Genomic DNA, 25,749 nt, shown 5'->3' on the forward strand with positions numbered 1-25,749 from the left:
CCGGCCAGCCACGGCTTCTTAGCGGAAGCCGCGCCGGGCTTCAACGGGCAATTGGCGTGGCGATATTTTCGAAGCCACGTCGCGCGGCTTGGCAACTTCGCGTCCGCCCTGCAGCCTCAGCCCGGGACTCACCCCGCCACCTCCACCTTCGCCACCCGCCTGCGCACCCTGCGCGGCGCCCGCTTCGCCTTCTTCGCGCCGGTCAGTTCGTGCATCGCATCCAGCTGCATCTGCTGCATTTCGGCCAGCCGCGTCCATTGGCGCGAGATCAGATAGTCGAGCTTTTCGTGCAAATGGCGCACTTCCAGCTCGGCTTTCAGGTTCACCCGGTAGTCGTTGAACGAGCGCAGGCGGTCCTTGGCCTCCGTCCGTCTCTGGCTCATCATGATGATCGGCGCCTGGATGGCGGCGATACAGGAGAGCAGCAGGTTGAGCAGGATGAAGGGGTAGGGGTCGAAGGCGCTGCTCACGCCCGCGATCAAATTGATGCCGATCCACACCGCAAGCACGCTGCCGAACGAGATCAGGAACCACCAGCTGCCGCCGAAAGCCGCCATGTTGTCGGAGACGCGGTCGGCGAACGAGCGGTGCTCCTCGAACTCCTCTTCCGAGTTTTCCGAAATCGTGTCCTGCCTGGCGATCGATTCGACCACCTGGCGGTCGAGCTCGGAGAATTCGCCATGCTCCTGCTGCAGCAGCTCCTCCATGTAGCGCATGCGGTAACGGCCGAGCTCCTCCCGGCTGATGCGGGCGCCGCGCGGCAGGTCGGGATGATCGGAGCGGATGCGGTCGGCCAGGCTCGGCCTGAGGTCGTCGATGCGCACCAGGTCACGCTTGCGAAACTTTCTACCTGATATCGCCGATGGTTTCCGCTTCGGCTTCAGGCGGCCATGAGGTTCGGAGTCCGGCACATCGGGCGCTTCCAGCGCCTCGTCGGCCACCAGCTCGGCGTCGTGGTCGGTCGGCGCCTCGAAATACTCGCCGCCGCTGTCGTTTTCATTGGCGGCCTGTTCGGATGGTTTTGGGCTCATGATGCCGGCTCCTGCTGTCGCGCCCACGATACGCCAAGCCGGCACGCCATAGCCACTGTGGCGGTGAAGATTGGGGGCTTGTGCAAGCGCTTGTGATGAATGCCTGCTGCAATTGCCTGTGGCGGCGCAGCCCCCCGGGGCCTCGCTCGCCTGCTGCTCGGCAACCAGACCGCCGAAGTGCTGTTGCGCCTGCTGCAGAGTTAAGATGAGGCAGCGATCCTTCACGACCCCCCCTCTGTCCTGCCGGACATCTCCCCCTCAAGGGGGGAGATCAGATGTCGCCATGGCTTCGCCAAACACGAAAAAGAGGCGAGACGCCGAAGCTGCTAATCTCCCCACTTGAGGGGGAGATGGCCGGCAGGCCAGAGGGGGGTGCTGTCCCGCCGGCGTTTCAGAGTTCCTCCACCCAACAACGGGTTCTATTGCGGCGGTAAACCAGGCAACTGCGACCACTGCGCCGGCAAACCAGGCGGCGGCAGGCCGGGAAGCGGCGATGCTGCCGGCTGGTCTCCCGCAAACATCAGCCGCGTCTTGGTATCGGCCAGCGTCGGCGAAAGACTGCGCTGGATCAGCGCTTCGACATGGTCGTTGCGCTGACGGGCGCTGTCGGCGCCCATCACCACCACGATCAGATGCCGGCCGTCGGCATTGTAGGACGTGACGATATTGTAACCGGATGCCCTGATATAGCCGGTCTTGATGCCGTCGACGCCGCGCACCCGGCCGAGCATGTCGTTGTGGCCGCGCACCAGCCGACCGCGGAACATGAAGTCGCTTTCGGAGAAATAGTGGAACTGCTGCGGGAAGCGGGCGCGCAGCGCCATCCCCAGCGTCGCCATGTCGCGCGCCGATGTGTGCTGGCCATCGTCGGGCAGGCCCGATGCGTTGCGGAAGACGGTGCTGCTCATGCCGATCTGGCGCGCCTTCGAGGTCATCATGGCGGCGAACTGGTTCTCCGAGCCGCCGAGATATTCGCCCACCGCCACCGCCACGTCATTGGCCGACTTGACCACGATCGCCCGGATCGCCGAATCGACATCGATGCTCTCGCCGCGCTTGAAGCGCAATTTGGTCGGCGGCTGCCGGGCGGCATTCTCGGAGACCGGGATCCGGGTTTCCTTCGAGACGCGGCCGGTCTCCAGCGCCTCGAACAGCAGGTAGAGCGTCATCATCTTGGTCAGCGACGCCGGATAGCGTTGCGCCCTCGAACTGACCTCGAACAGCGTCTTGCCACTGCCGGCATCGATTACGATGGCGGCATATTTCTCCTGCGGCGCCGGCACCGCCAGCACGCTGTCGGGCGGTGCGGTGGTGCTGCAGCCGGCCACGAAGACAAGCAGCAGGGCTGCGAGAAATTTTTGGACGAGGGAGGGTAGATGGAAGTTTGGCAAGGCAAGTCCGGCGTTGCTGAGAGGGCCGGAACCTAGCCTAACCCATTGTGTTCGTCCATTTGGTTAATGGCGGAGCTGCCAATCTCCCCGCTTGCGGGGGAGATTAGCTGTGACTTCGGTCTTCGCTACTCACCAACTCCGTAATCCCCGCCCCGAAATCGCCTGCTTCCTGTCCTGTTTTGCCTGCGGGGTCGCGGTGCTGCTATAGAGGCGGCAATTGCTTGGGGGATTTGACAATGACCGGTGACATCGGCGCGGCTGCGCCATCTCTTATCAGGGCTTCGCTCAGCCGCACCGGCAAATGGGCCGGCAGCGTCGCTTTCATCGGCGGCGCGGCTTCCGACATCCTCAATCCGCTGGCGCCGTTCGCCGCCTATATCGCGCTGGTCGCTTCGGTTGCCGCCGCCGTCATCGCCATTGCCATCGTTCTGCGGCTGGTGCTGGCCGCCAAGGCGCTGCCGGCGCTGATCTTTGCCACCAGCGCTGCCGCCGTCGCCGGCGGCGTCTATGGCCTGCAGCAGCAGTCCAATTCGCAGAACGGTGTGATCGCCGGCCTGGTGCCGGCCATCGCCCAGTTGCAGCAGCAGATGGGCATCGTCTCGGCCAGGGTGGCCAGGATCGAGCAAACGGTAACCGAGACGAAGCTGGCGGTCGACCAGGTCAAGCAATCGACCGACGCGGTGGCGAAGAAGACCGAGGAAATTGCGTCGACCCAGCAGCAGCAGGCTGAGCAGGGCGCGCAGACGCAAAAGTCGGTAGAGGCGGTCAAGCAGACGACCGAAACGCTCGCTGCCGGCCAGCAGAAACAGGCCGAGCAGGCGGATAAGCTTCAGGCGACCACCGAGCAGATCGCCGCCTCGATCGACACCATCGCCAAGGGCTTTGCCGCATTGGCCGCGCAGGGCGGGACGATCGCCGAGCCGAAGCGGCCGGACGAATTCTATCACAATGCCCGCGTCTACGAGCTTTCCGGCGACATGCTGAATGCGCGGCGCTCCTATCTCGCTTTCGCCGGTTTCGACGTCGACGCCGTCGATCCCTACACACGCTTCGCCACCCTGCTGCGCGTGCAGGACGGCAAGGCCGGCGCCCGCGAAGTGTTCGGCGCCCTGGCCGACAAGGCCAAGGCGCTGTCGATCAAGCTGGTCCATATCCTGCAGTTCGACGATGCCCAGCGTCTCGACAAGCTCAACGCCTTCATCGCCGCCAATCCGGATTTCGCACCGGCCTATTACCTGCTCGCGCAGGAGTTTTCCGAGGATCGCCTCGGCGTCCAGTCGCTGTCCGACAAGCGCAGCGAGGCCGAGGCGCTGACCAGGTTCGTCTCCTATGAAAAGGAAGGCGGGCTGCTCAAATATTTCGTCGACCAGACGCAGCTCGCCGACTGGCTCGACCGCAGCCGTACCCGCCTGACGGCGCTTGGCGACGTGCTCGACCCAGCACGCTTTGCCCCGACGCTGACGCCGATGCGCTCCAATGCCGGCTGGACGATCTCCATCTCGCTGCCCGAGGCCGCGACCGGCATTTCCTGGCGCATGGGTGTGTCAGGTCCGTTCACCGACACCGGGCTGATGGCGATGAACGACCAGCGCACCGGCAAGCCGATGCCCAATCCGAGCTTCGAATTGCCCGACAGCACCACGGCCACCACCATCGGGGTCAAGTATCTCGATCTCAGGGGCCGCGAGACCGGGCCGTTCAACATAAGTTTCGATCCGGACGCAGCGCTGCAACAGGGCAACAAACAGATCCTCGACCAGTTCTGGACGTCGTGGATCGCCTTCGACGCCAGCGGCAATCATGGCCTGGTCTATTTCTCCCAGATGCTGTCGTTCCGCTGCGGCATCAAGGAGGTGCGCTACAGCCTGAACGGCACGGCGCTCGACAGGGAGATCAAGCTGCCGCCTTGCGACAAGAAGGACCCGTACGCCATTCCTTATGACTACCAGCCTTACTTCAAGGTCGCCGACAACGTGACGTCGATGGCGGTGCAGGTCACCTACACCGACGGCACCAAGTCGCCGGTGCGCGAGTATAAGCGGCAGTAGGCGCCCACCCTCCCCCATGTGGGGAGGGTCGATCCGCGTAGCGGATCGGGGTGGGGGTCCTCGTAGGGCGCTACCCCCACCCCGTCGATCGATCTCCGCTTCGCTCCGATCGCTCGCCGACCCTCCCCACAAGGGGGAGGGTAAAAATCGCCCTGATGCAAAATGCCGGTCGCTGTGCTTGCGCATCCCTCGCGGAGCGGGTTTGTTCGCTGCCATCAGAATCAGCAGGTGCGCGGATGGATACGGTCACGATCAAGGCAAAGGGCATTTCGGTCACGCTCGATCTCACTGTCGGCCATATCGCCGACATAACGGTCGACAGCGATGGCCGCCAGCTGAAGCCGCTGCACCGCGCGCCCTGGATCGATGCCGGCGAGACGCTGCCGCCGGACCTGCCTGAAGGCACGGTGCGGCTGTCGGGCGATTTCCTATGCGCACCGTTTTCGGCCAGCGACATCGAGGCCGCACCGCTGCATGGCTGGCCGGCCAACAGCCCCTGGGATGTCACCGTCAGCGAAGCGACATCCGACGGCTGGCGGGCCGTCTTCCGGTTGCGCCGCACGGTGATGGGCGCGACGGTCGACAAGATCTTCACGCTCCGCAACAGTCATCCCTTTCTCTATCAGGAGCATGTCTTTTCCGGCGGTTCCGGAGCGGTCTCCGCCGCCCACCATCCGATGGCGGCGATGCGCGATGGCGGCCGGCTGGCCTTTTCGCCGAAGCGCTTTGCCGGGACACTGGACGCACCGCTGGAGCCCGATCCGGCCCGCGGCCGCTTCAAGCTTTCCTATCCCGCCCGCTCGACCGATCTGACGCGCTTTCCAGCCACTGGCGGCGGCACGCTCGATCTCACCGACTACCGCATGGAGGATGAGCGCGAGGATTTCATCACCCTGGTCGAAGCCGATCATGACGGTCCGGGCTGGACGGCGCTGGCGCGCCGGGCCGAACAGGATCTGGTGCTGGTGCTGAAGAACCCGGCGGAGCTTCCGGTCACCATGCTGTGGTTCAGCAATGGCGGCCGCGACTACGCGCCGTGGAGCAGCCGCCATCGCGGCGTGCTCGGCATCGAGGACGGCCGCGCCGCCATCGGCCATGCCGCATCGATCGACGACAATTGGCTGAAGCGCGAAGGGGTCGCGACCGCTTTTACCCTCGGCGGCGAAGTCTCCTTCCGCCATGTCATCGGCACGCTGCCGCTGGCGAGCGGCGAGCCGCCGCGCGCTATCGGGACAGCCTCAGGTCACATGCATCTCACCGGAGCCGATGGTTCGACCCGCGATGTCGCATTCGACAGCGATTTCCTGCGGATCGGCCAGCCCGGCTGATTTTCGAACGCTGGCCCTGCCCCTCACCTGCCTGCCGGCATCCTCGACACACGGCACATGGAGCTTGTCCGCCGCACCGCCGCGCCAACCAATCTGCTTGGCGCTGCGGCGGACGCATAGGGGGAGAAGTGTTACCCATCTATCGGCTGCACACCGGCAGGGCGACGAGGGGCAGCGCTGACGTGGCGGATGTCGTGAGATTGCCCAAATCGCGGTTTGAAATTTCCTCAAACTGCCGACAAGATGCAAAGCATAGCTGGAAGCGCCCAATGTCCGAAATCGCCCATCTCGCCGCCACCATCTTCAAGCGCGCCGGCAAGGCGAAACGCTTCATCGTCGCCATTGCCGGCCCGCCCGGCGCCGGCAAGTCGACGCTCTCGGCCGGCCTGCATGATCTGTTGCCGGAGGGCGCGGCTGAAGTCGTGCCGATGGACGGCTTCCACTATGATGACATCGTGCTCGACCAGCGCGGCCTGCGGTCAAGAAAGGGCGCGCCGGAGACTTTCGACTTCGCCGGCTTCGAGACGCTGTTGAAGCGCATCCGTTCGGGCGAGCCAGACATCGCCATTCCGGTGTTCGACCGCAGCATGGAATTGTCGCGCGCCGCCGCCTCCATCGTTGCCGCCGAGACCAAGTTCATCCTGGTCGAAGGCAATTACCTCCTGCTGGACGAGGAGCCGTGGTCGCGGCTGGCGCCGCTGTTCGACTTCACCATCTTTGTCGATGTGCCGCGTGCCGAACTCGAGCGCCGCCTTCTGGTGCGCTGGCACGAGCATGGCCGCTCCGACGAAGACGCCCGCGCCTGGATCGCTTCCAACGACATGCCCAACATCGATCGCGTGCTCGGCCGTCGCAGGTCCGCCGACCTGGTTGTTGGCGATCCCGCATAGTTCGCTGGACTTCGGAACGGGAACCTTAAGACTTTCAGGTCGTTATCTCTCATCGGCAATCGTGCCGCCGTGAGGGAACCGTCAGATGGCAACCAAGGCAAAAACACCCGCCAAGAGCAAGACCGCTCAACCCAAAGCCAGGCAGGCAAAGGCCACGCAGGCCAAGGCAGGCGCCGGCCCGGCGATCGCCGAGCGGTCCAAGGACGCAAAGCCGGCTTTCGGCAAAGCGGCGCCAAGGAAGGTAGAACCGGTCGCGACGGCGAAGGTGGCGGTGAAAACCGCCAAACCCAAGAAGCCGGCAAGCCGCGGCTCGATGGCCGGCGGGGCCATGCGCACGGTCAAGGCGACTGCCAATGTCGCCGCTGGTGCGGTGGCGGCGACAGCCAGGGGCGCCGCGTCGCTCGCTGCGTCCGTCATCGGCAAGGGCAGCTCGAAAAGCAAGGCCAAGGCGAAATAGACCTGGTTGCTTCGGCCGGCCGAGGTCAATTCCTGGCGGGAATGGTCAGGCCGCGTTGCACCGCGGGCCGCGCCAGCCCGCGCTCCAGCCATGCCGCGACGGTGGGGAAGTCGTCGAAGCCGACGAGTTCGCGCGCCTCGTAGAAGCCGATCAGATTGCGCACCCAGCCCAGCATCGAAATGTCGGCGATCGTATAGTCGTCGTCCATGATCCAGGTTCGACCCTTCAGCCGCGTCTCCAGCACCCCGATCAGCCGCCGCGATTCATTGCGGTAGCGATCCAGCGGCCGCTTGTCGGCGATCTCGCGCCCGGCGAATTTATTGAAAAACCCGACCTGTCCGAAAATCGGTCCGATCGCCGCCATCTGGAAGAACACCCATTGGATGGTCTCGTAGCGCCGCGCCGGATCGACCGGGATCAGCTTGCCGGTCTTGTCGGTGAGGTAGAGCAGGATGGCGCCGGATTCGAACAGGCCGAGCGGCTTGCCGCCCGGCCCGTCGGGGTCGATGATCGCGGGTATCTTGCCGTTCGGGTTCAGCGACAGGAATTCCTGCGTCCAGCTCTGGTCCTTGCCGATATCCACCAGATGCGCCTCGTAGGGCAGGCCGAGTTCTTCCAGCGCGATCGAGACTTTCACCCCATTCGGCGTCGTCGCGGAATAGAGCTGCAGGCGGTCGGCGTGGCTGGCCGGCCAGCGCTTGGTGATCGGAAAGACGGACAGGTCGGTCATCGAAAGCTCCGGTCGGGAATTTGGCGCGGTCTCGCGCCGTTTGGCGGGTTGCGAAGGATTATCCTCGGCGTCTTTGCCGATCAACCGGCCGACGGTGCGCACACCGTCTTCGCAGTCATTCAGGGCCAGTCGCTCAGGGCCAGTCGCTTGCCGTCAGACCGCCTTGAACGCCACCACGGCATTGGTGCCGCCGAAGGCAAAACCGTTGCTGATCGCCGCGCGCACCTTGCGCTCGCGCGCCACATTCGGCGTGATGTCGAGATCGCAGTCGGGGTCGGCCTGCCGGAAATTGGCCGTCGGCGGCACGATGCCTTCGCGGATCGCCATCACGCAGGCGATCATTTCCAGGCCGCCCGAGGCGCCGAGACAATGGGCATGCATCGACTTGGTCGACGACACCGACAGCTTGTAGGCATGGTCGCCGAAGACGCGCTTGATTGCCGCCGTCTCGATCTGGTCGTTGGCCTTGGTGCCGGTGCCGTGGGCGTTGAGATAATCGACGTCCTCGGGATTGAGCCCGGCGTCCGCCAGGCAGGCGCGCATCGCCGCCGTCGGTCCCTCGACTGTCGGCGCGACGATATCGGAAGCGTCGGCGGAAAGGCCGGCTCCGGCAAATTCGGCCAGAATGGTCGCGCCGCGCGCCATGGCGTGTTCATAGGTTTCCAGCACCGCCATTCCAGCACCTTCGCCGAGCGACAGGCCCTGGCGATCGGCTGAGAACGGCCGACAGGTATCGGGCGCCAGCACCCGCAGGGCTTCCCAGCCTTTCAGGATGCCCCAGAGCAGCGGCGCGTCGGTGCCGCCGGCGACCATGACATCGGCGCGGCCGAGCCGGATCTGGTCGACCGCCGAGGCAAAGGCGTGATTGGACGAGGAGCAGGCCGAAGTGACGCCGAACACCGGCCCGCGCAGGCCGAGATTCATGCTGACATGGCCGGACGCCGCACTCGGCATCACTTTCGGCACGGTGAAGATGCCGGCCCGGTTCTTGCCGTCGACCAGGATGGCGCGGTAGTTCTCCTCGATCGCCTCCCAGCCGCAGACGCCGACGCCGACAACCGCGCCCATCCGGTAGCTGGTTGCTTCAGTCGATGTCAGGCCGGCATGCTGCATGGCTTCGCGCGCGGCAATCGTCGCCAAAAGGCTGAAGCGGTCCATCGACACGGTCTGCTTGTGGCTGATGCCATGGTCGGGCAGCGTCTTGATTTCGCAGCCGACCTTGACCTTCAAATCATGCAAACCGGGATTGCTGATTTGACCGATGGCCGATCGGCCGGCCCGCATTTCGTTCCAGATTGCAGGCGCATTGGCGCCGAGCCCGCATATGCCGCCGATGCCGGTAATGACGACGCGCTTTTGCATTCAGCTCAGGCTTTTTTCGCAATCAGCGCGCGAACAGCCTCAACCATATCGCCGACATTCTTGAGATTGCTCCAGGCATCGACCGTGTTCATCTCGATCTCGATGCCGTACTGCTCCTCGAGATCGAAGATGATCTCGGTCAGTTCCAGGGAATGGATGCCAAGCGCGGTCAATTCCGTATTGGTGGTGATCTCTTCGCCACCGGGCTCCGCATGTGCCCTGATCTTGGCGATGATTTCCGTTGCCAGCTCGTCAGCCATTCGATTCCTTCCCCAATTTTATAACGTCGCGGTGCCGATTGGTTGGCGCCCCTGTTGCCTGGACTGAAATCGCCGTCGCCTTCAAAAACCCGCCAGGCGCAGCATGACCGTTCCAAAGAGGCTCCCTCTATAGAAACGGAAACGCTGTCAAGCAACAAGCTATATCAACAAGCACCATATCGACAAAGCGCCGGGAGTGCTTAACGTTAGCGCCGTGGATACGTTGCAGCATGTCTTGATCTCAGCTCTTCCGGCCCAGCGCGCGGCCGGGGCGGCCCGGCTTGCGTGCGGCGTCAGGGATGGACGCACCCGGCTTTTGCGCCTCTATCAGGACGGCTCGGCCAAAATCCGCATGCCGGCCGTTGCGGCCGATCCGCTCGAAGCCGTGCTCATCAACACCGCCGGCGGTCTGACCGGCGGCGATCGGCTCGGCTGGGAAATCGATGTCGGGCCAGGTGCTTCCGCCTCGATAACCACCCAGGCCTGCGAAAAGATCTATCGTGCCGCAAGCGACCGCGCCGAAGTTCGGGTGAAGCTCAGCGTCGGCGCGGGCGGGCGTATCGCCTGGCTGCCCCAGGAAACCATCGTCTTCGACCGCTCGGCCTTTGCCCGCACGCTCGAGGTCGAGCTTGCCGCAGGCGCCGAGGCATTGCTGCTTGAAGCCACCATATTCGGCCGCCTCGCCATGGGCGAAGAGGCCGCGCACGGCCATTTCCACGACCGTTGGCGTGTCCGCCAGGATGGTGCGCTCGTTCATGCCGAGGATTCCCGCATCGGGCCGGCTATCGCGGCGGCACTTGGCCGCCCGGCGGTCGCCGGCGGCGCCATTGCCGCTGCGACGCTGCTGATGGTTTCGCCGCAGGCCGAAGGCTTGCTCGATGCGGCCCGCGACATCATCGGCGCCGACGGCGATGCCAGCGCCTGGAGCGTCAAAAAATCTGGCAAGCTTCTTGCGAGGCTGTTTGCCGAGGACGGCTACCAGCTGCGCAAGCGGCTGGTTCCGCTCGTCGAACTGCTCAACGGGCGGGCGGGTCTGCCCAAATTATGGTCACTCTGAGCCAAATCCAGGCCAAATCCAGGAAAGCGCATGAACCTGACGCCGCGTGAAAAGGACAAGCTGCTCATCGCCATGGCGGCGATCGTGGCGCGCAAGCGGCTGGAACGCGGCGTCAAGCTCAATCACCCCGAAGCGATCGCGCTGATCACCGATTTCGTCGTCGAGGGCGCCCGCGACGGCCGCCCGGTCGCCGAACTTATGGAGGCCGGCGCCCATGTGGTTACCCGCGCGCAGGTGATGGAAGGCATCGCCGAGATGATCCACGACGTGCAGGTCGAGGCGACCTTTCCCGATGGCACCAAGCTGGTGACCGTGCACGAACCGATCAGGTGAGGAGAAAACGATGCTGGAACTGCGACCGAATTGCGAATGCTGCGACAAGGACCTGCCGCCGGAAGCGGCGGACGCGCTGATCTGCACCTTTGAATGCACCTTCTGCGCTGACTGCGCTGAACATGTGCTGGGCGGCGTCTGCCCGAACTGCGGCGGCAATTTTTCCGCACGCCCGATCCGCCCAGTGGAGAAACTGGTGAAATATCCGGCCTCGACCCAACGCGTGCTCAAGGCCGAGGGCTGCGGCCCGCGCAAGGCTGCGTGATTGTTTTCGTGGCTTCGAAGGGAAGACCGATGATCTCTGCTTCAACCAAACGCACCACGCTTGCAGCGATCCTGCTGCTGGCGGCGGCGATGCCCGCCTATGCCCATGTCGGCATCGCCACCACCTCGTCCTTCGCGGCGGGCTTCGCGCATCCGCTGTCCGGCCTCGACCATATGACCGTCATGGTCGCCGTCGGCCTGTGGGCGGCGCTCAAGGGCGGCAAGGCGATCTGGGCCTGGCCGCTGGCCTTTGTCGGCGTCATGCTGGTCGGCGGCGCGTTCGGCATGCTCCACGTGCCGGTGCCTTTCGTCGAACCGGGCATCCTTGCCTCCGTCGTCGCGCTTGGCTTGCTGGTGGCGTTGGCGGTCGATCTGCCGGTCTCGGCCGGAGTCACCATCATCGGCCTGTTCGCGCTGTTCCATGGCCATGCCCACGGCACCGAAGTGCCGGAAAATGCCGGTGGGCTTGACTATATGGCCGGCTTTGCCGTTGCCACCGCACTTCTCCATGCCATGGGCATCGCTGCCGGCCTTGGCCTCGGCATGCGCTTTCGCGGGCTTGCCCGCGCCGCTGGCGCCGCTTGTGCTGCAGTCGGCGCCGGCCTGGTCTTCGGCGTTTTGTGAGGCTAACGATGATTCCCGGCGAAATCATCACGGCAAGCGGCGACATCGAGCTCAACAAGGGGCTGCCGACGGTGACGCTGAAGGTCGCCAACAGCGGCGACCGGCCGATCCAGGTCGGCAGCCACTATCATTTCTTCGAGGCCAATGAGGGATTGAAATTCGATCGCGACAGAGCCCGCGGCATGCGTCTCGACATCGCCGCCGGCACGGCCATGCGCTTCGAGCCGGGACAAGAGCGCGACGTCACGCTGGTGCCATTGGGGGGAAAGCGCGAGGTCTACGGCTTTCAGCAGAAAATCATGGGCAGGCTGTGAGATCGACGGGGTCGAGCGCCCTGAGGTCAGTTCGACGGCCTGGCCGCCGCGTAGATGACGATTCTTGCCGAGCCGTCGAATTCCACCGCAAGGACGTCTTCCGTAAGCACGCGCCGCGAATCGATGGCGTTGAACAGCAAGGCGTTGGCGTCGATCTCCTTGCGCAGTTCCGCAATGTCGTCCTGATGCTGTTCGACCTTGCTCTCGACCGCCGGCGGCGGGCCGCCTTCGCTGCGCGCCGCGTCGGTGAGGAAGACGATATCCACAGTATCGAGCTTGGACGTCTTGCGCACGGCGCCGATGTTCTCACGCGTCCGCTCGATCGCGGTGATGATCTTGTTGGTCTGTGGTTCCGTCCGCGCCTCCTCCTGCCGGACATCGGAGCCGACGATCCTGTTGACGGTCTCGGCCCGGTTGACGGCGTCAGCGCTTTCAAGACCTTGCGCGGCTTGCGGGCCGAAAGCTGCGAGAAATGTGCAGGCAGCAAGGCTCTGGAGCCATCTGGTGTCGGCAAAGACAGGCATTGCTCGCTCCTGGTGGACTTTTCTGTGCAACGCCGTTCGGCGCCAAAGGAACGAAACGCCTCCTGTCGGGCGAAGGTTCCCTGTGGGCTGGCGGGCCGGGTGCCGGCCCGCCAAGCGCTTCTTTCAGCTTGCCTTCTTGGTGACAAGGGTCAGCGCGCCATCGGTGGTCATGCTGGCGGCGACCACCTGTGCCGAGGTGAGCCCCTTGGCTTCGAGCGCCGACTTGATCTGCGGCGTCGCGTCGATCGAAGAGCGCAGTTTCTGCAGCCCGGCATCGCCACGCTGGGCGATCACCTGATTGACCTGCGTCTGGGTGGCCTTGGGCAATTCGCTGATATCGACGATGTTGACCTTCTGGATCGCCGGCGCCGCCGGCTGAGCGCTGGGCGCCGCCGGCTTCGGTTGCGGCGTGGGCTGTTGCTGGGCGCCGGCTACGGTTGCGGAGGCCAGCGTGGCGGCGGCTGCAAGAACGATGATTTTGCGCATGTATTTTCCTTTCATCGATTTGGCCAAGGGTTTGGCAAACGGGCGGTTTGGGGTGGCACGTCCACCTCAACGGCCAAATGGGATCAGAAGGTGTCGCCGAGCGGGTCATTGCATGACCATTGGATGGCGACGATGTGGAGTTCGGCTGCGGCCGGCCTCTCGTTTGGGGAGCATTGACTGATGGCTAGAATTACCCGCGCCGCCTACGCGCAGATGTATGGCCCGACGGTCGGCGACAGAGTGCGCCTGGCCGACACCGAGCTGTTTATCGAGGTCGAAAAGGACCTCACCGTCCATGGCGAGGAGGTGAAATTCGGCGGCGGCAAGGTCATCCGCGACGGCATGGGCCAGAGCCAGGTGTCGCGCGCCGGCGGCTCGGTCGACACCGTCATCACCAACGCGCTGGTGGTCGATGCCACGGCCGGCATCTTCAAGGCCGATATAGGTCTCAGGGACGGCCGCATCGCGGCGATCGGCAAGGCCGGCAATCCCGACACGCAGGACGGTGTCACCATCATCATCGGCCCCGGTACCGAGATCATCGCCGGCGAGGGCAAGATCCTCACCGCCGGCGGCTTCGACGCGCACATCCACTTCATCTGCCCGCAGCAGATCGACGAAGCGCTGATGTCGGGCATCACCACCATGCTCGGCGGCGGCACCGGCCCGGCGCATGGCACGTTGGCCACCACCTGCACGCCCGGACCCTGGCACATGGCGCGCATGATCCAGTCCTTCGACGCTTTCCCGATGAACATCGGCCTGTCCGGAAAGGGCAACGCCTCGCTGCCGGCGGCGCTTGAGGAAATGGTGCTGGGCGGGGCCTGCTCGCTGAAGCTGCACGAGGACTGGGGCACGACGCCGGCGGCCATCGACTGCTGCCTGTCGGTTGCCGACGATTACGACGTGCAGGTGATGATCCACACCGACACGCTGAACGAATCCGGCTTTGTGGAGAACACCGTCGCCGCCATCAAGGGCCGCACCATCCACGCCTTCCACACCGAAGGCGCCGGCGGCGGCCATGCGCCCGATATCATCAAGGTCTGCGGCCTGCCCAACGTCATTCCGTCTTCGACCAACCCGACCCGGCCCTACACCGTCAACACGCTGGCCGAGCATCTCGACATGCTGATGGTGTGCCATCATCTGTCGCCGTCGATCCCTGAAGACATCGCCTTTGCCGAAAGCCGCATCCGCAAGGAGACCATCGCGGCGGAAGACATTTTGCACGATATCGGCGCCTTCTCGATCATCTCGTCGGACTCGCAGGCCATGGGCCGTGTCGGCGAGGTGGCGATCCGCACCTGGCAGACCGCCGACAAGATGAAGCGCCAGCGCGGGTCATTGCCGCAGGAGACCGGCAACAACGACAATTTCCGCGTCCGCCGCTACATCGCCAAATACACCATCAACCCGGCCATCGCGCATGGGCTGTCCAGGGACATCGGGTCGATCGCGGTCGGCAAGCGCGCCGATCTGGTGCTGTGGAACCCAGCCTTCTTCGGCGTCAAACCGGACATGGTGCTGATCGGCGGCATGATAGCCGCAGCCCCGATGGGCGACCCCAACGCCTCTATCCCGACCCCCCAGCCCATGCACTACCGCCCGATGTTCGGCGCCTATGGCAAGGCCAGGACCAACTCGTCGGTGACCTTCGTTTCGAAGGCGGCGCTGGAGTCCGGCCTGCATGGCAGGCTCGGCGTCGACAAGCAGTTCGTCGCGGTCGAAAATACCCGCGGCGGCATCGGCAAGCACTCGATGATCCTCAACGACGCCACGCCGCATATCGAGGTCGATCCCGAAACCTATGAGGTTCGCGCCGATGGCGAACTCTTGACTTGCGAGCCGGCAACCGTGCTGCCGATGGCGCAGCGGTATTTCCTGTTTTGAGGCGAGGGGCGATTTGATCGACCCGGCAAATTCCATTGCGAGCCGGTCGGTGCCGCCGCAATATGCGGCTCAAAGAAACCGCGTAGCAGGTCATGGCCACCGAAATAGCCTCCGCCCACGACATCTTCCCGCATATCCGCATCGTCATGGGCATGGTGATCGGACTTGGCGTCGCTCGCCTGCTGTCGGGGGTGGCGCGAATCGTCCAGCATCCCGGCCAGTACAGGCTCTATCCCGTGCACCTCGGCTGGGTCGCCTCCATGCTGTTGCTGCTGGTGCATTTCTGGTGGTGGGAGTTCGGCCTCTACACCATAGAGGTCTGGACTTTCGGCAAGTACCTGTTCCTGATCTTCTACGCCATCACGCTGTTCCTGCTGTGCGCGCTGCTGTTTCCGGATTCGATGCTCGACTACACCAGCTACGAGGATTTCTTCTATTCGCGCCGTGGCTGGTTCTTCGGCCTGCTGGCGGCCACCTATCTGCTCGATGTTGTCGACACGCTGCTGAAAGGTCCCGAGCATTTCGCCCGCTACGGCAATGAATATCTGTTCCGAACGCCGGTTTTCGTGGTGTTGTCCATTGCCGCCATACTGGTGCGTGACCGCCGTTTCCACATCGCCTTCGTCGCCGGCACGCTGATCTATCAGATATCGTTCATCCTGCGGCTCTTCGACACCATCGTCTGAGCGAGCGCAATCGTCTAGAGCAATTCCAGCAAAAATGTGATCGGTTTTCCGTCCCGAATTGCGCAAGAACAAAGAGATAGAGCGGTTCGCCGTTTCCCTGAAACGGTGAAACGCTTTAGGGTCGCGGGAAAGAGGGTTCAACCGTGTACAAGGCCATAGGATCGCGTGGATCCCGCGTCAGCCGCGTTCTGTGGATGCTCGAGGAACTCGGGCAGCCCTATGAATTCGTCGAGGTCAAATTGCGTTCGCCCGAAGCCTATGCGCTCAACCCGTCGGGCAAGGTGCCGATCCTGATCGATGGCGAACTGACGGTGACCGATTCGGCGGCAATCTGCGTCTATCTCGCCGACAAGCACGCCGACAAAGGCATGGGCGCCAATCCAGGTGTGGCCGGACGCGCCGAGATGGATTCCTGGATGCATTTTGCCCAGAGCGAATTCGAAGCGCCGCTGTGGAACAAATTGCGCCACCGCTTCCTGTTGCCGAAGGACGTGCGGGTCGATGTCGGCCCCGCCGCCGCCTACGATTTCGCCTCGGAGGCCAAGGCGCTCGACGGCCGGCTGGGAGATCGGGAGTTTGCGCTGGGCGACCGGTTTTCCGCCGTCGACGTGCTGTTGGGCGACATGGGCGGCTGGGCCCGCGCCGGAAAATTCCCGATCGAATCCGAGCGCGTCAACGCGTATTTCGACCGCGTCCTGGCGCGGCCTGCCCGTGCGAGAGCCCAGGCTAACGGTGGAGCCAAGCGATGAAACTCAACCTGAACACCGACTTCACCAAATTCCCGCGCGCCGTCTCGGTGGTGCCTGCCGGCACTGCCGTAACCACGGCCCGATCCGGCCGTGCCGTCCTGCCCCATGACGAGCGTCATTTGCGCCGCCGCGCCATCGAGCTTGCCGACGGCAGCAAGGTGCTGGTCGACCTGCCCGAACCCGTGACCTTGAACGATGGCGACCGGCTGGTGTTGGAGGATGGCGGCCAGGTCGAGATCACCGCGGCACCCGAAGAGGTCTATGATATCCGCGCCCGCGACGCGGTGCATCTGACGGAGCTTGCCTGGCATATCGGCAACCGCCATCTGGCGGCAGCGATCGAGCCCGGCCGCATCCTGATCCTGCGCGACCATGTCATCAAGGCTATGCTGGAAGGGCTGGGCGCCACAGTCCGCGAAGTCTCCGAACCGTTCAAGCCGGTGCGCGGCGCCTATTCCGCCCAAGGTGCGCATGGTCACGATCATGGCCATGCGCATGCGCACGCCGAAGCGCATTCCCATGATGGACGTTCCCACGCACACAGCGAGTCGCATTCGCACAGCCATTCCCATGACGGGCATCATCACGATCATGACTGACCAGCCATCCGGCATCGCTTTGCTGCGGCTCATGGCGTGGCTGTCGCCGGCCTTTCCGGTCGGCGGCTTTGCCTACAGCCATGGTCTCGAACGCGCCGGGCAAGACGGGCTGGTTGCCGATACCGCCAGCCTCGCCTTCTGGCTGGAGACGCTGGTCGAGATGGGCTCGGGCTGGAACGACGCCGTGCTCTTCACGGAAGCCTGGCGCCGCGCCCGCGGCGGCGGCGATCTCCATGAAATTGCCGATCTCGCCGAAGCGCTGGCCGGCTCGCGTGAGCGTCACACCGAAACCATGCTGCAAGGCGCCGCCTTCCTGAAAGCGGCAGCGGCTTGGGCGAATCCGGTGTTGGGCCGCCTGCCGGCCGAATGCGCCTACTGTGTCGCCGTCGGCGCCGTTGCCGGCGGCAACGGCATCGCGCTTCAGGACGCGATGTCGGCCTTCCTGCAGGCCTTCTTCTCCAACCTCGTCCAGGCGGCGATCCGACTCGGCATCGTCGGCCAGACGGACGCTATGGCCTTGCTCGCCGGCTTCGAGCCGTTGGCGCTGTCGACGGCCGCGCGCGCCGCCGGCTCGACATTGGACGATCTCGGCGGCTGCGCCTTCATCTCCGACATCATGGCGATGAAGCACGAGACGCAGTATTCCAGGCTGTTCCGCTCATGATCGTCCTCGCCTTCGCCCTCTCGGCCGTCCTGCTGCTGATCACCGCGCTGCATGTCTATTGGGGCCTTGGCGGCATCTGGCCGGGCAGGGACGGCGTCTCCTGCGCCCACGCCGTCGTCGGCTTTCGCGGCGTCGACGAGATGCCGACGCCGTTTGCCTGTTTCGCCGTTGCCGCGTGCCTGTGCCTCGCAACCCTGTGGCCGCTGGCGCTGACCGGGGTCTTCGCCACCCCCTTTCCAAGGGAAGGCCTTGCCGCCACAGCGCTGCTCATAGGGCTGGTCTTCCTCGGCCGCGGCATTGCCGGCTTCACGCCGTGGTGGCGCCGTCTGGCGCCGGAACAGCCTTTTGCGCGGCTCGATGTCAGCTTCTATTCGCCGCTCTGCCTGTTGATCGGGCTCAGCTTCGCCATCCTCGCCATCACGGAGTTTTTCGGCATGACGGATTTTTCGCTATGACTCAGGCCAACGGTCCCCTGCGCATCGGCATCGGCGGTCCCGTCGGCTCCGGCAAGACGACGCTAACCGAAAAGCTCTGCAAGGCGCTGCGCGACGATTTCTCCATCGCCGTCGTCACCAACGACATCTACACCAAGGAAGACGCCATGATGCTGGCTCGCCTGCAGGCGCTGCCTGAGGACCGCATCGTCGGCGTGGAGACCGGCGGCTGCCCGCACACCGCCATCCGTGAGGACGCCTCGATCAATTTGCAGGCGATCGCCGGGCTGAACAGGAAATTCCCCGATCTCGACATCGTCTTCATCGAATCCGGCGGCGACAATCTTGCCGCCACCTTCTCGCCGGACCTTGCCGACCTGACCCTCTATGTCATCTCGGTTTGCCAGGGCGAGGAAATCCCCAGGAAGGGCGGGCCGGCGATCACCCGTTCCGATTTCCTGGTCATCAACAAGAGCGATCTGGCGCCCTATGTAAACGTCAACCTCGATGTCATGGAGAGCGACGCCGCCCGAATGCGGGGCAAGCGCCCGTTCGGCTTCACCGATCTATCGCGCGGCAAGGGACTGCAGGAAGTCATCGACTTCATCGTCGAACATGGCGGGCTGCAGTCGGCCCGCTCGGCGGCCTGACCCAGTACTTACCGGTTGCTGGTCGGCATTGGGCGCGGCATTCTCGGGGAAATGGAGGATTTTTTGATGAGCATCGCCCGTTTGCAGAAAGAGCCGCTGACCAACCTGCCCTATTATGAGGAGCGCGTCGACCTTGCCGCCGCCTTCCGCTGGACGGCGCGGCTCAACATGCATGAAGCCGTGGCCAACCACTTCTCGCTGTCGGTCAACGAGGCCGGCAGCAAATTCCTGATGAACCCCAACCAGGTGCATTTCTCGCGCATCAAGGCGAGCGACCTTCTGCTGATCGACGCCAATGATCCCGACACACTGACTGGCCCCAACGCGCCTGACCCGACGGCCTGGGGCCTGCACGGCGCCATCCACCGCAATGTGCCGCATGCGCGCTGCGCCATGCATGTGCATTCCATTCATGCCACCGTGCTTGCATCGCTGGCCGACTCGACCCTGCCGCCGATCGATCAGAACTCGGCCATGTTCTTCAACCGCCACGTCGTCGACGCCCATTATGGCGGGCTGGCCTTCGAGGAAGAGGGCGAGCGCTGCTCGCAACTGCTCACCGACCCTAAGGTCAAGGTGATGGTGATGGGCAATCACGGCGTCATGGTCATCGGTGACACCGTCGCCGACGCCTTCAACCGCATGTTCTATTTCGAACGCGCCGCCGAGACCTACATCAAGGCGCTGTGGACCGGCCGGCCGCTGCGCACGCTCTCCGACGCCATTGCCGAAAAGGCCGCCAGCGAAATGGACGACTATCCCGGCCAGGCGGAGCGTCACCTTGCCGAGCTGAAGGCGATCCTCGACGAGGAGGAGCCGGTGTACCGCAGCTGAATGAGTTCACCCTTCTCCCCGTTCACGGGGAGAAGGTCCCGGCAGGGGGATGAGGGGCAGCGCCGACGTTCATAGGCTCACTCAGAGTCCCAACTGAGCCCGCAACTCTTCCGCACTGTTGATCACGACAGCGCCCTTCGGTCCTGCCATCGGCGCTTCCGGCCAGAAGATCGTCCGCATCCCCGCGGCCAGGCCTGATGTGGCGCCGGTAACGCTGTCGTCGACGGCCACCGCGTCTGCGGGATCGACGCCGGCCAGCCATGCGGCGCGCAGGAACGGTTCGGGATGCGGCTTGCCTTCGCGCACGTCGTTTCGGCTGATCGTGCGCATGCCGGGATAGATCAGGCCGACGGCGCTCAGATTTGCATCGACGATCACCCGGTCGGAATTGGACACCACCGCCTGCTGCACGCCGAGCGCGCGCAATTCGTTGAACACTTCGATCGCGCCGGGGCGCGGCTTCAGCGTCTCGGCCATCGGCATGTAGTGATCGTATTTGCGCACGATCCAGTCGTCGAAGGGCAGGTCGAGGCCGAACTCGCTGCGCAGCATCTCGTAGACCGGTGCGGCGGCGACGCCCAGCACCCGCTCATGCAGGTCGGCCGGCGGCGTGATACCGACGCTGCGCAGCGCCGCCACCAAGGCCGCCTCATGCAGCGGCTCGCTGTCGACCAGCGTGCCGTCCATATCCCAGAAAACCGCTTTCGGCGTCATGCGAGGCTCCTTTTCCGATCCCCTTAAAGCGTTTGTATCAGGAGATAAACCGCCGAGCCCGTCCGCTGGCGATTTTCGCTTGGTTGGTTGCCGCGCGGCGGCCGGATCGAAGCAGCAAGCAATTGCCCTGCCGATAGACAATTGCGCGCCGACACATTCCCTGCAAGACTATGACGCTTCGCCCAAGGGCGCGCAAAGGGGCAGGGCTGGAGGCACATTTTGAATTCGCGGCAAGATGGCGGCAGCAGCAGGCTGGACGAGGCAGCGCGCGCCGGCTGGCTTTACTATGTTGCCGGCAACACCCAGGACCAGATCGCCGCCACGCTCGGCATTTCCCGGCAGACGGCGCAGCGGCTGGTGTCGCTGGCGGTGTCGGAGGGGCTGATCAAGGTGCGGGTCGACCACCCGATCGCCAATTGCCTTGATCTCGCAGCTAGACTGAAGTCACGCTTCGCGCTCGACCTCGTCGAAGTGGTGCCGAGCGATCCAACCTCATCCTCGACCACGATCGGCATTGCCGAGGCGGCTGCGGCCGAGATCGAGCGGCGGCTGCGGTCACCGACGCCCATCGTCTTGGCCATCGGCACCGGCCGCACGCTGAAGGCGGCGATCGAGCAATTGCCGCCGATGGAATGCTCGCAGCACAAGGTTGTGTCCTTGACCGGCAACATCTCGCCCGACGGTTCGGCCGCCTTCTACAACGTCATCTTCACCATGGCCGACCGGGTCAAGGCGCGCTCGTTCCCGATGCCGCTGCCGGTCATCGCCTCGTCGCCGGAAGAGCGCGAGATGCTGCTTGCCCAGCCGATGATCCAACCGACGCTGGCGCTGGCCGCGGAAGCCGACGTGACCTTTGTCGGCATCGGCGATCTCGGCCCGAAGGCGCCGCTCTACGAGGACGGTTTTATCTCGGAAAGCGAGTTGAAGGCGTTGCAAAAGGCTGGCGGCGTCGCCGAGATCGTCGGCTGGGTGTTCGATCGGGAAGGCCGCATGATCGAGGGCATCACCAACGACCGGGTATCGTCGGCAGCCTTGCCGTCACGCGAAAAGTCGCTGGTCATTGCGCTCGCCATGGGCGAGCGTAAGTTGCCGGGCATCCTGGCCGCTGTGAACCGCCGGCTGGTCAATGGCCTCATCACCGACGAGCGGACCGCCACGGCCTTGCTCGACGGTTCCTGATAGATTAAGCGGTCCATCGATAAAATCCAACACGTTTATTTGCAGCGCCCGGACGGGTCGTTGCCGTCGAGAAAACCCATGTCGCGCTGCAGATGCGGCGACAACTCCCGGACGTCGACGTAGCCGCGCCGGCGGTGCACAAGCAGGGAAAATTCATGCACCAGCAGGGAAAACCAGCTCTGCGCCGGGGTCGAATGGAGCTTTTGCTGTACCGTGGTCATGATCTTCAGCCTCCGCTATGCTTGAACTTGATTGATCGTTGACACCAGATATCGGCCTGATTGCCTCTTGCCGCCAATCAAACGTCGATCACGACCCATAAGGAGGGCTTATGCCCGATCTCAAGGCACCACAGCTCGCCCAGTTGCCGCCGCTGCAGGCCATCAGGGTGTTCGAAGCCGTCGCGCGGCATCTCTCCTTCACCAAGGCCGCGCAGGAACTCGGCATGACGCAGGCCGCCGCCAGCTACCAGATCAAGCTTCTGGAAGAGCGCATCGGTTCGCCGCTGTTCCTGCGCCAGCCGCGCCAGATTGTGCTGACGGAACCCGGCCAGCGCCTGGCGCCCGCCGTCAGCGAGGCGTTCAGCCTGCTCTCAAGCGCCTATTCCGCCGCGCGTGGGGGCGCCGATGGTGTGCTGTGCGTCTCGACGCTGCTGACCTTTGCCTCGAACTGGCTGGCGCAGCACCTCGGCTCCTTCCAGGTCGCGCATCCGTCGCTGGCGGTGCGCGTCGATACCTCGAACAGGGTGATCGATTTTGCCCGCGAGGACATGGACATCGCTATCCGCTCCGGCAGCGGCAAGTGGCATGGAGTGGAGACCCATCTTTTGTTCAAGGCCGATTTCACCCCGGTGCTGAGCCCGGCACTCGCTGCCACCATAGGTGGCGTCCACGAACCCGCCGACCTGTTCAAGCTGCCCATTCTCGATCCCGGCGACATCTGGTGGCGGGAATGGTTCGCCCTTGCCGGCGTCCCGGCGGACGAACTTGCCAGGCGCACCGGCACCAGCATGGGCGCGCAGGCCTATGAGGCGAACGCGGCCATCGCCGGCCATGGTGTTGCGATCCTGACCACCGCATTGTTCAAGACCGAGCTCGCCGCCGGCCGCCTGATCCAGCCCTTCGACCTGGTCGGCGACGACGGCCACGCCTATTGGCTGGTCTACCCGACGGCGCGTCGCAACGTGCCGAAGATAAAAGCCTTCCGGGACTGGATCCTGGCCGAGATCGCCTGCGCCTGACGGCGAGCGATTCGCGTACTGATTTCCGAGATCGATCTGCAAAGCGAGCCATGGATCCGCGACGAATGCTCGCTTTCGCGGACCAACAGTGCGATCGGGCCGCCGGGTTAACCAAGCTTGACAAAAACGCTGTCGATATCACTCGCCCGGCATAGGCTTGTGCTTGTGACGACCCAATTGAGCAGGATCAATCGTCTGCAGATTGAAACAGGGTCGATCAGCCGGCTGATGAAAGTCTATCGCGTCGAAGAAATCGAAAACAACACCGTGCGCACGACGCACGTGATCGAAGCATTTACGCCGTTTCAAGCTGCCGTGAAGGTAATCGGCCGGGAAGTTAGGCTGCGCAAGGACGAGCCCAGCTGGATCCAGGTGACGGAAGTGCTGACCAGAGCCAAGCAAACACGCGACGGCAGGGTTTTCGAATATTCCGTGGGAAGCTACCCGTCCCACGGCTGACGGGCTGGGCCCTATCGCTCCCTTGGCGCCATGATTGGGTTGCGATGGGTCGGCATCAACCCGCTCTTACATCCCGTGCAAACAGCTTCCCAAATCCATTCAATATCCTCTACGCGCGCAACGTCGCGCACCTGCCCCGTGTGCTGCGCTGCAGCATCGAATCCGGCTTGACATAATTAACGCCAAGTGAGTAATTGCCCATTACCAAGGCAAATGCTCATCTTGGTTCATGGGAGGAATTTGATGAAACTGCGCACGCTCACCCTGGGCTTGTTGTCGGCCAGCGCTTTCGCTTTTGCCGCACACGCCGAATCCATCACCATCGCCACGGTCAACAATGGCGACATGGTCCGCATGCAAAAGCTGACGGACGACTTCACCAAGGCGAACCCCGACATCCAGCTGAACTGGGTCACGCTCGAAGAGAACGTGCTGCGCGAGCGCGTCACCACCGACATCGCCACCAAAGGCGGCCAGTATGACGTTATGACCATCGGCACCTACGAGGTTCCGATCTGGGCCAAGCAGAACTGGCTGTTGCCGCTCGACAAGCTCGGCGACGACTATGACGCCAAGGACATCATCCCGGCCATCGCCGGCGGCCTCTCGGTCGACGGCAAGCTCTATGCCGCGCCCTTCTACGGCGAAAGCTCCTTCGTCATGTACCGCAAGGACCTGATCGAGAAGGCCGGGCTGACCATGCCCGATGCCCCGACCTGGGACTTCATTAAGCAGGCCGCCGACAAGATGACCGACCGCGCCAATGGCGTGAACGGCGTATGCCTGCGCGGCAAGGCCGGCTGGGGCGAGAACACGGCGTTCCTGACGGCCATGTCCAACTCGTTTGGCGCCCGCTGGTTCGACGAGAACTGGAAGCCGCAGTTCGACCAGCCGGAATGGAAGAACACACTGCAGTTCTATGTCGACCTGATGAAGGCCGACGGTCCGGAAGGCGCTTCGTCCAACGGCTTCAACGAGAATCTGGCTCTGTTCCAGCAAGGCAAGTGCGGCATGTGGATCGACGCCACCGTGGCGGCGTCCTTCGTCTCGGATCCGAAGGCCTCGAAGGTGGCCGACAAGGTCGGTTATGCTTTGGCGCCGGACAATGGCCTCGGCAAGCGCGCCAACTGGCTCTGGGCATGGTCGCTGGCGATCCCCGCAGGCACGCAGAAGGCGGAATCCGCCCAGAAGTTCGTCTCATGGGCGACGAGCAAGCACTATGCCGAACTGGTCGCTTCCAAGGAAGGCTGGGCCAACGTTCCTCCGGGAACGCGTTCCTCGCTCTACGCCAATCCCGAGTACCAGAAGGCGGCCCCGTTCGCCAAGATGACGCTGGACTCGATCAATGCCGCCGATCCGGCGCATCCGACGGTCAAGCCGGTGCCCTATGTCGGTGTGCAGTTCGTCGCCATTCCTGAGTTCCAGGGCCTCGGCACAACCGTTGGCCAGCTGTTCTCGGCGGCGCTCGCCGGCCAGACCAGCGTAGACGACGCGCTCAAGCAGGCGCAGGACGCCGCCACGGCGACCATGACCGAAGGCGGTTATATCAAGTAAGGCTCCTCCCGGTGCCGAACGCCGGTCGCCTCCTGACCGGCGATGGCCGCCCGAGTCCCAGTTCGGGCGGCCGCTTTTTCCCCGCTGTGAAAATTCAGTCCGACTAGTGAAGGGTGACCGTCATGGCTACTCAGCAGACCCGTTCGCTTGCCCGCTTCATGATGGCGCCGTCCGTCGTGTTGCTGTTCGTCTGGATGATCGTGCCGCTGGTCATCACCTTCTGGTTCTCCTTCCAGCAATACAATCCGCTGAACCCGATCCGCGACGGCTTCGTCTGGTTCTCGAACTACTCGCTGTTCTATTCCAACCCGGCATTCCTGCAATCGATCCTGAACACGCTCGTCCTGGTCGGCAGCGTGCTGCTGATCACCGTGATCGGCGGCATCATGCTGGCGCTGTTGATCGATCAGCCGATGTGGGGACAGGGGATCGTGCGCATCCTCGTCATCTCTCCGTTCTTCGTCATGCCGCCGGTGGCTGCACTTGTCTGGAAGAACATGATCATGCACCCGCAATACGGCGTCTTTGCCGACATTGCGCGCTTCTTCGGCGCCCAGCCAATCGACTGGTTCGGGCAGCATCCGATGCTGGCCATCATCATCATCGTCGCCTGGCAATGGCTGCCCTTCGCAACGCTGATCCTTTTGACCGCCCTGCAGTCGCTCGACGGCGAGCAGAAGGAAGCCGCCGAGATGGACGGCGCCGGCTTCGTCAGCCGCTTCATCTATCTGACGCTGCCGCACATGTCGCGCGCCATCACCGTCGTCATCCTGATCCAGACCATCTTCCTGCTGTCGGTCTATGCCGAAATCCTGGTCACCACCAATGGCGGACCCGGCTATGCCTCCACCAACCTGCCCTTCCTCGTCTACCAGAAGGCATTGCTGGAGTTCAAAATCGGCCAGGCATCGGCCGGCGGTGTCATCGCCGTCATTCTCGCCAACATCGTCGCCTTCTTCGCCATGCGCGCGGTCGGCAAGAACCTGGACAAGTAA

Annotated in this window: 31 protein-coding genes; 22 read left to right on the forward strand and 9 right to left on the reverse strand. The window is 63.9% G+C overall.

The features are described 5' to 3' along the window. Positions 1-128: 128 nt before the first annotated feature. Together NKI32_RS04860 and NKI32_RS04865 are read right to left on the reverse strand one after the other, a co-directional pair. Positions 129-1,031, reverse strand: coding sequence for a DUF1003 domain-containing protein (locus tag NKI32_RS04860; protein WP_023745876.1), 903 nt, complete (start codon positions 1,029-1,031; stop codon positions 129-131). 419 nt (positions 1,032-1,450) lie between these two features. Then, on the reverse strand, positions 1,451-2,422 hold the full coding sequence (locus tag NKI32_RS04865; protein WP_023806261.1) for a D-alanyl-D-alanine carboxypeptidase family protein: 972 nt from the start codon (positions 2,420-2,422) through the stop codon (positions 1,451-1,453). Positions 2,423-2,658: 236 nt separating this feature from the next. Between NKI32_RS04865 and NKI32_RS04870 the strand changes: the two genes are divergently transcribed. From NKI32_RS04870 to NKI32_RS04885, 4 genes are all read left to right on the forward strand, one after another. Beyond that, positions 2,659-4,470: a methyl-accepting chemotaxis protein gene (locus NKI32_RS04870; RefSeq protein WP_023714517.1), complete on the forward strand. Its 1,812-nt coding sequence runs from the start codon at positions 2,659-2,661 to the stop codon at positions 4,468-4,470. A 236-nt stretch (positions 4,471-4,706) separates the two neighbouring features. After that, positions 4,707-5,798, forward strand: coding sequence for a hypothetical protein (locus NKI32_RS04875; protein WP_023755467.1), 1,092 nt, complete (start codon positions 4,707-4,709; stop codon positions 5,796-5,798). Between the two features lie 269 nt (positions 5,799-6,067). Further along, the gene (locus tag NKI32_RS04880; RefSeq protein WP_023671222.1) at positions 6,068-6,688 is read left to right on the forward strand and encodes a nucleoside triphosphate hydrolase; all 621 of its coding nucleotides are present in this window, start codon (positions 6,068-6,070) and stop codon (positions 6,686-6,688) included. Between the two features lie 85 nt (positions 6,689-6,773). Next, complete coding sequence (locus NKI32_RS04885; RefSeq protein ID WP_353002100.1) at positions 6,774-7,145, forward strand: hypothetical protein; 372 nt, start codon at positions 6,774-6,776, stop codon at positions 7,143-7,145. A 25-nt stretch (positions 7,146-7,170) separates the two neighbouring features. On the opposite strand, the gene NKI32_RS04890 is transcribed toward NKI32_RS04885, so the two are convergent. From NKI32_RS04890 to NKI32_RS04900, 3 genes are all read right to left on the reverse strand, one after another. After that, positions 7,171-7,875, reverse strand: a complete 705-nt coding sequence (locus NKI32_RS04890; protein WP_353002102.1) for a glutathione S-transferase family protein — start codon at positions 7,873-7,875, stop codon at positions 7,171-7,173. A 153-nt stretch (positions 7,876-8,028) separates the two neighbouring features. After that, positions 8,029-9,237: a beta-ketoacyl-[acyl-carrier-protein] synthase family protein gene (locus NKI32_RS04895; RefSeq protein WP_353002104.1), complete on the reverse strand. Its 1,209-nt coding sequence runs from the start codon at positions 9,235-9,237 to the stop codon at positions 8,029-8,031. Between the two features lie 5 nt (positions 9,238-9,242). Continuing rightward, on the reverse strand, positions 9,243-9,497 hold the full coding sequence (locus NKI32_RS04900; protein ID WP_023671226.1) for an acyl carrier protein: 255 nt from the start codon (positions 9,495-9,497) through the stop codon (positions 9,243-9,245). A 235-nt stretch (positions 9,498-9,732) separates the two neighbouring features. Here NKI32_RS04900 and NKI32_RS04905 point away from each other — a divergent pair, with 235 nt between their 5' ends. From NKI32_RS04905 to NKI32_RS04925, 5 genes are read left to right on the forward strand one after another with little or no spacing between them, the layout of a single operon-like run. Next, a complete protein-coding gene (locus NKI32_RS04905; protein WP_084568503.1) occupies positions 9,733-10,554 on the forward strand; it encodes an urease accessory protein UreD in 822 nt (273 codons plus the stop codon). 30 nt (positions 10,555-10,584) lie between these two features. Beyond that, positions 10,585-10,887, forward strand: coding sequence for an urease subunit gamma (locus tag NKI32_RS04910; RefSeq protein WP_023693076.1), 303 nt, complete (start codon positions 10,585-10,587; stop codon positions 10,885-10,887). A gap of 10 nt (positions 10,888-10,897) precedes the next feature. After that, complete coding sequence (locus tag NKI32_RS04915; protein ID WP_023671229.1) at positions 10,898-11,152, forward strand: DUF1272 domain-containing protein; 255 nt, start codon at positions 10,898-10,900, stop codon at positions 11,150-11,152. Between the two features lie 29 nt (positions 11,153-11,181). Continuing rightward, positions 11,182-11,775 carry a HupE/UreJ family protein gene (locus tag NKI32_RS04920; protein ID WP_353002106.1) on the forward strand — a complete coding sequence of 198 codons (594 nt, stop codon included), beginning with the start codon at positions 11,182-11,184 and terminating at the stop codon, positions 11,773-11,775. 8 nt (positions 11,776-11,783) lie between these two features. Continuing rightward, positions 11,784-12,089 (forward strand): urease subunit beta, encoded by a 306-nt coding sequence (locus NKI32_RS04925; protein ID WP_353002108.1) that lies wholly within the window; start codon positions 11,784-11,786, stop codon positions 12,087-12,089. 26 nt (positions 12,090-12,115) lie between these two features. On the opposite strand, the gene NKI32_RS04930 is transcribed toward NKI32_RS04925, so the two are convergent. Together NKI32_RS04930 and NKI32_RS04935 are read right to left on the reverse strand one after the other, a co-directional pair. Further along, positions 12,116-12,613 carry a hypothetical protein gene (locus NKI32_RS04930; RefSeq protein WP_023750389.1) on the reverse strand — a complete coding sequence of 166 codons (498 nt, stop codon included), beginning with the start codon at positions 12,611-12,613 and terminating at the stop codon, positions 12,116-12,118. A 123-nt stretch (positions 12,614-12,736) separates the two neighbouring features. Then, the gene (locus NKI32_RS04935; protein WP_023671233.1) at positions 12,737-13,099 is read right to left on the reverse strand and encodes a hypothetical protein; all 363 of its coding nucleotides are present in this window, start codon (positions 13,097-13,099) and stop codon (positions 12,737-12,739) included. A gap of 180 nt (positions 13,100-13,279) precedes the next feature. On the opposite strand from NKI32_RS04935, the gene ureC reads away from it, so the two are divergent. From ureC to NKI32_RS04975, 8 genes are all read left to right on the forward strand, one after another. After that, positions 13,280-14,992, forward strand: coding sequence for an urease subunit alpha (gene ureC, locus NKI32_RS04940; RefSeq protein ID WP_031245402.1), 1,713 nt, complete (start codon positions 13,280-13,282; stop codon positions 14,990-14,992). 92 nt (positions 14,993-15,084) lie between these two features. Continuing rightward, complete coding sequence (locus tag NKI32_RS04945) at positions 15,085-15,678, forward strand: hypothetical protein (RefSeq protein ID WP_353002110.1); 594 nt, start codon at positions 15,085-15,087, stop codon at positions 15,676-15,678. Between the two features lie 143 nt (positions 15,679-15,821). Next, positions 15,822-16,427, forward strand: a complete 606-nt coding sequence (locus NKI32_RS04950) for a glutathione S-transferase family protein (RefSeq protein ID WP_353002112.1) — start codon at positions 15,822-15,824, stop codon at positions 16,425-16,427. After that, the gene (locus NKI32_RS04955; protein ID WP_352916899.1) at positions 16,424-17,026 is read left to right on the forward strand and encodes an urease accessory protein UreE; all 603 of its coding nucleotides are present in this window, start codon (positions 16,424-16,426) and stop codon (positions 17,024-17,026) included. Before NKI32_RS04950 ends, NKI32_RS04955 begins: the two co-directional genes overlap by 4 nt. Continuing rightward, positions 17,019-17,690 (forward strand): urease accessory protein UreF, encoded by a 672-nt coding sequence (locus NKI32_RS04960; protein WP_023693083.1) that lies wholly within the window; start codon positions 17,019-17,021, stop codon positions 17,688-17,690. Before NKI32_RS04955 ends, NKI32_RS04960 begins: the two co-directional genes overlap by 8 nt. Beyond that, positions 17,687-18,145, forward strand: coding sequence for a DUF3995 domain-containing protein (locus NKI32_RS04965; protein WP_023745871.1), 459 nt, complete (start codon positions 17,687-17,689; stop codon positions 18,143-18,145). The genes NKI32_RS04960 and NKI32_RS04965 overlap by 4 nt, the downstream gene beginning before the upstream one ends. Then, positions 18,142-18,774 (forward strand): urease accessory protein UreG, encoded by a 633-nt coding sequence (gene ureG, locus NKI32_RS04970; RefSeq protein WP_023671240.1) that lies wholly within the window; start codon positions 18,142-18,144, stop codon positions 18,772-18,774. Before NKI32_RS04965 ends, ureG begins: the two co-directional genes overlap by 4 nt. A 66-nt stretch (positions 18,775-18,840) precedes the next feature. Continuing rightward, positions 18,841-19,608: a class II aldolase and adducin N-terminal domain-containing protein gene (locus NKI32_RS04975; protein ID WP_353002115.1), complete on the forward strand. Its 768-nt coding sequence runs from the start codon at positions 18,841-18,843 to the stop codon at positions 19,606-19,608. Positions 19,609-19,689: 81 nt separating this feature from the next. On the opposite strand, the gene NKI32_RS04980 is transcribed toward NKI32_RS04975, so the two are convergent. Continuing rightward, positions 19,690-20,322, reverse strand: a complete 633-nt coding sequence (locus NKI32_RS04980; RefSeq protein WP_023693084.1) for an HAD family hydrolase — start codon at positions 20,320-20,322, stop codon at positions 19,690-19,692. Positions 20,323-20,541: 219 nt separating this feature from the next. Here NKI32_RS04980 and NKI32_RS04985 point away from each other — a divergent pair, with 219 nt between their 5' ends. Next, positions 20,542-21,501, forward strand: a complete 960-nt coding sequence (locus NKI32_RS04985) for a sugar-binding transcriptional regulator (protein ID WP_023671243.1) — start codon at positions 20,542-20,544, stop codon at positions 21,499-21,501. A gap of 35 nt (positions 21,502-21,536) precedes the next feature. Here the strand turns inward: NKI32_RS04985 and NKI32_RS04990 are convergent, their stop codons facing one another. Beyond that, positions 21,537-21,722: a hypothetical protein gene (locus tag NKI32_RS04990; RefSeq protein ID WP_023671244.1), complete on the reverse strand. Its 186-nt coding sequence runs from the start codon at positions 21,720-21,722 to the stop codon at positions 21,537-21,539. 110 nt (positions 21,723-21,832) lie between these two features. Here NKI32_RS04990 and NKI32_RS04995 point away from each other — a divergent pair, with 110 nt between their 5' ends. The 4 genes from NKI32_RS04995 (at position 21,833) to NKI32_RS05010 (ending at position 25,749) form a co-directional block, all read left to right on the forward strand. Further along, entirely contained in the window at positions 21,833-22,741 is a 909-nt protein-coding gene (locus tag NKI32_RS04995) for a LysR substrate-binding domain-containing protein (protein ID WP_023739716.1), read from the forward strand. Positions 22,742-22,858: 117 nt separating this feature from the next. After that, complete coding sequence (locus NKI32_RS05000; protein WP_155921639.1) at positions 22,859-23,200, forward strand: hypothetical protein; 342 nt, start codon at positions 22,859-22,861, stop codon at positions 23,198-23,200. Between the two features lie 243 nt (positions 23,201-23,443). Then, positions 23,444-24,754 (forward strand): ABC transporter substrate-binding protein, encoded by a 1,311-nt coding sequence (locus NKI32_RS05005; RefSeq protein ID WP_352762022.1) that lies wholly within the window; start codon positions 23,444-23,446, stop codon positions 24,752-24,754. Positions 24,755-24,876: 122 nt separating this feature from the next. Further along, positions 24,877-25,749: a carbohydrate ABC transporter permease gene (locus tag NKI32_RS05010; protein WP_023711367.1), complete on the forward strand. Its 873-nt coding sequence runs from the start codon at positions 24,877-24,879 to the stop codon at positions 25,747-25,749.

Source organism: Mesorhizobium sp. M0761, assembly GCF_040320205.1.
GTDB lineage: Bacteria > Pseudomonadota > Alphaproteobacteria > Rhizobiales > Rhizobiaceae > Mesorhizobium.

Bases quoted from the DNA above. Each gene is read 5' to 3' on its own strand.
- NKI32_RS04975 (WP_353002115.1), top strand. From the start codon at position 18,841: ATGAGCATCGCCCGTTTGCAGAAAGAGCCGCTGACCAACCTGCCCTAT.
- NKI32_RS04995 (WP_023739716.1), top strand. From the start codon at position 21,833: ATGCCCGATCTCAAGGCACCACAGCTCGCCCAGTTGCCGCCGCTGCAG.
- NKI32_RS04990 (WP_023671244.1), bottom strand. From the start codon at position 21,722: ATGACCACGGTACAGCAAAAGCTCCATTCGACCCCGGCGCAGAGCTGG.
- NKI32_RS04860 (WP_023745876.1), bottom strand. From the start codon at position 1,031: ATGAGCCCAAAACCATCCGAACAGGCCGCCAATGAAAACGACAGCGGC.
- NKI32_RS04955 (WP_352916899.1), top strand. From the start codon at position 16,424: ATGAAACTCAACCTGAACACCGACTTCACCAAATTCCCGCGCGCCGTC.
- ureG (WP_023671240.1), top strand. From the start codon at position 18,142: ATGACTCAGGCCAACGGTCCCCTGCGCATCGGCATCGGCGGTCCCGTC.
- NKI32_RS04980 (WP_023693084.1), bottom strand. From the start codon at position 20,322: ATGACGCCGAAAGCGGTTTTCTGGGATATGGACGGCACGCTGGTCGAC.
- NKI32_RS04880 (WP_023671222.1), top strand. From the start codon at position 6,068: ATGTCCGAAATCGCCCATCTCGCCGCCACCATCTTCAAGCGCGCCGGC.
- NKI32_RS04960 (WP_023693083.1), top strand. From the start codon at position 17,019: ATGACTGACCAGCCATCCGGCATCGCTTTGCTGCGGCTCATGGCGTGG.
- NKI32_RS04895 (WP_353002104.1), bottom strand. From the start codon at position 9,237: ATGCAAAAGCGCGTCGTCATTACCGGCATCGGCGGCATATGCGGGCTC.
- ureC (WP_031245402.1), top strand. From the start codon at position 13,280: ATGGCTAGAATTACCCGCGCCGCCTACGCGCAGATGTATGGCCCGACG.
- NKI32_RS04925 (WP_353002108.1), top strand. From the start codon at position 11,784: ATGATTCCCGGCGAAATCATCACGGCAAGCGGCGACATCGAGCTCAAC.
- NKI32_RS04935 (WP_023671233.1), bottom strand. From the start codon at position 13,099: ATGCGCAAAATCATCGTTCTTGCAGCCGCCGCCACGCTGGCCTCCGCA.
- NKI32_RS04930 (WP_023750389.1), bottom strand. From the start codon at position 12,613: ATGCCTGTCTTTGCCGACACCAGATGGCTCCAGAGCCTTGCTGCCTGC.
- NKI32_RS05005 (WP_352762022.1), top strand. From the start codon at position 23,444: ATGAAACTGCGCACGCTCACCCTGGGCTTGTTGTCGGCCAGCGCTTTC.
- NKI32_RS04945 (WP_353002110.1), top strand. From the start codon at position 15,085: ATGGCCACCGAAATAGCCTCCGCCCACGACATCTTCCCGCATATCCGC.
- NKI32_RS04875 (WP_023755467.1), top strand. From the start codon at position 4,707: ATGGATACGGTCACGATCAAGGCAAAGGGCATTTCGGTCACGCTCGAT.
- NKI32_RS04885 (WP_353002100.1), top strand. From the start codon at position 6,774: ATGGCAACCAAGGCAAAAACACCCGCCAAGAGCAAGACCGCTCAACCC.
- NKI32_RS04915 (WP_023671229.1), top strand. From the start codon at position 10,898: ATGCTGGAACTGCGACCGAATTGCGAATGCTGCGACAAGGACCTGCCG.
- NKI32_RS04910 (WP_023693076.1), top strand. From the start codon at position 10,585: ATGAACCTGACGCCGCGTGAAAAGGACAAGCTGCTCATCGCCATGGCG.
- NKI32_RS04890 (WP_353002102.1), bottom strand. From the start codon at position 7,875: ATGACCGACCTGTCCGTCTTTCCGATCACCAAGCGCTGGCCGGCCAGC.
- NKI32_RS04965 (WP_023745871.1), top strand. From the start codon at position 17,687: ATGATCGTCCTCGCCTTCGCCCTCTCGGCCGTCCTGCTGCTGATCACC.
- NKI32_RS04870 (WP_023714517.1), top strand. From the start codon at position 2,659: ATGACCGGTGACATCGGCGCGGCTGCGCCATCTCTTATCAGGGCTTCG.
- NKI32_RS04900 (WP_023671226.1), bottom strand. From the start codon at position 9,497: ATGGCTGACGAGCTGGCAACGGAAATCATCGCCAAGATCAGGGCACAT.
- NKI32_RS05010 (WP_023711367.1), top strand. From the start codon at position 24,877: ATGGCTACTCAGCAGACCCGTTCGCTTGCCCGCTTCATGATGGCGCCG.
- NKI32_RS04920 (WP_353002106.1), top strand. From the start codon at position 11,182: ATGATCTCTGCTTCAACCAAACGCACCACGCTTGCAGCGATCCTGCTG.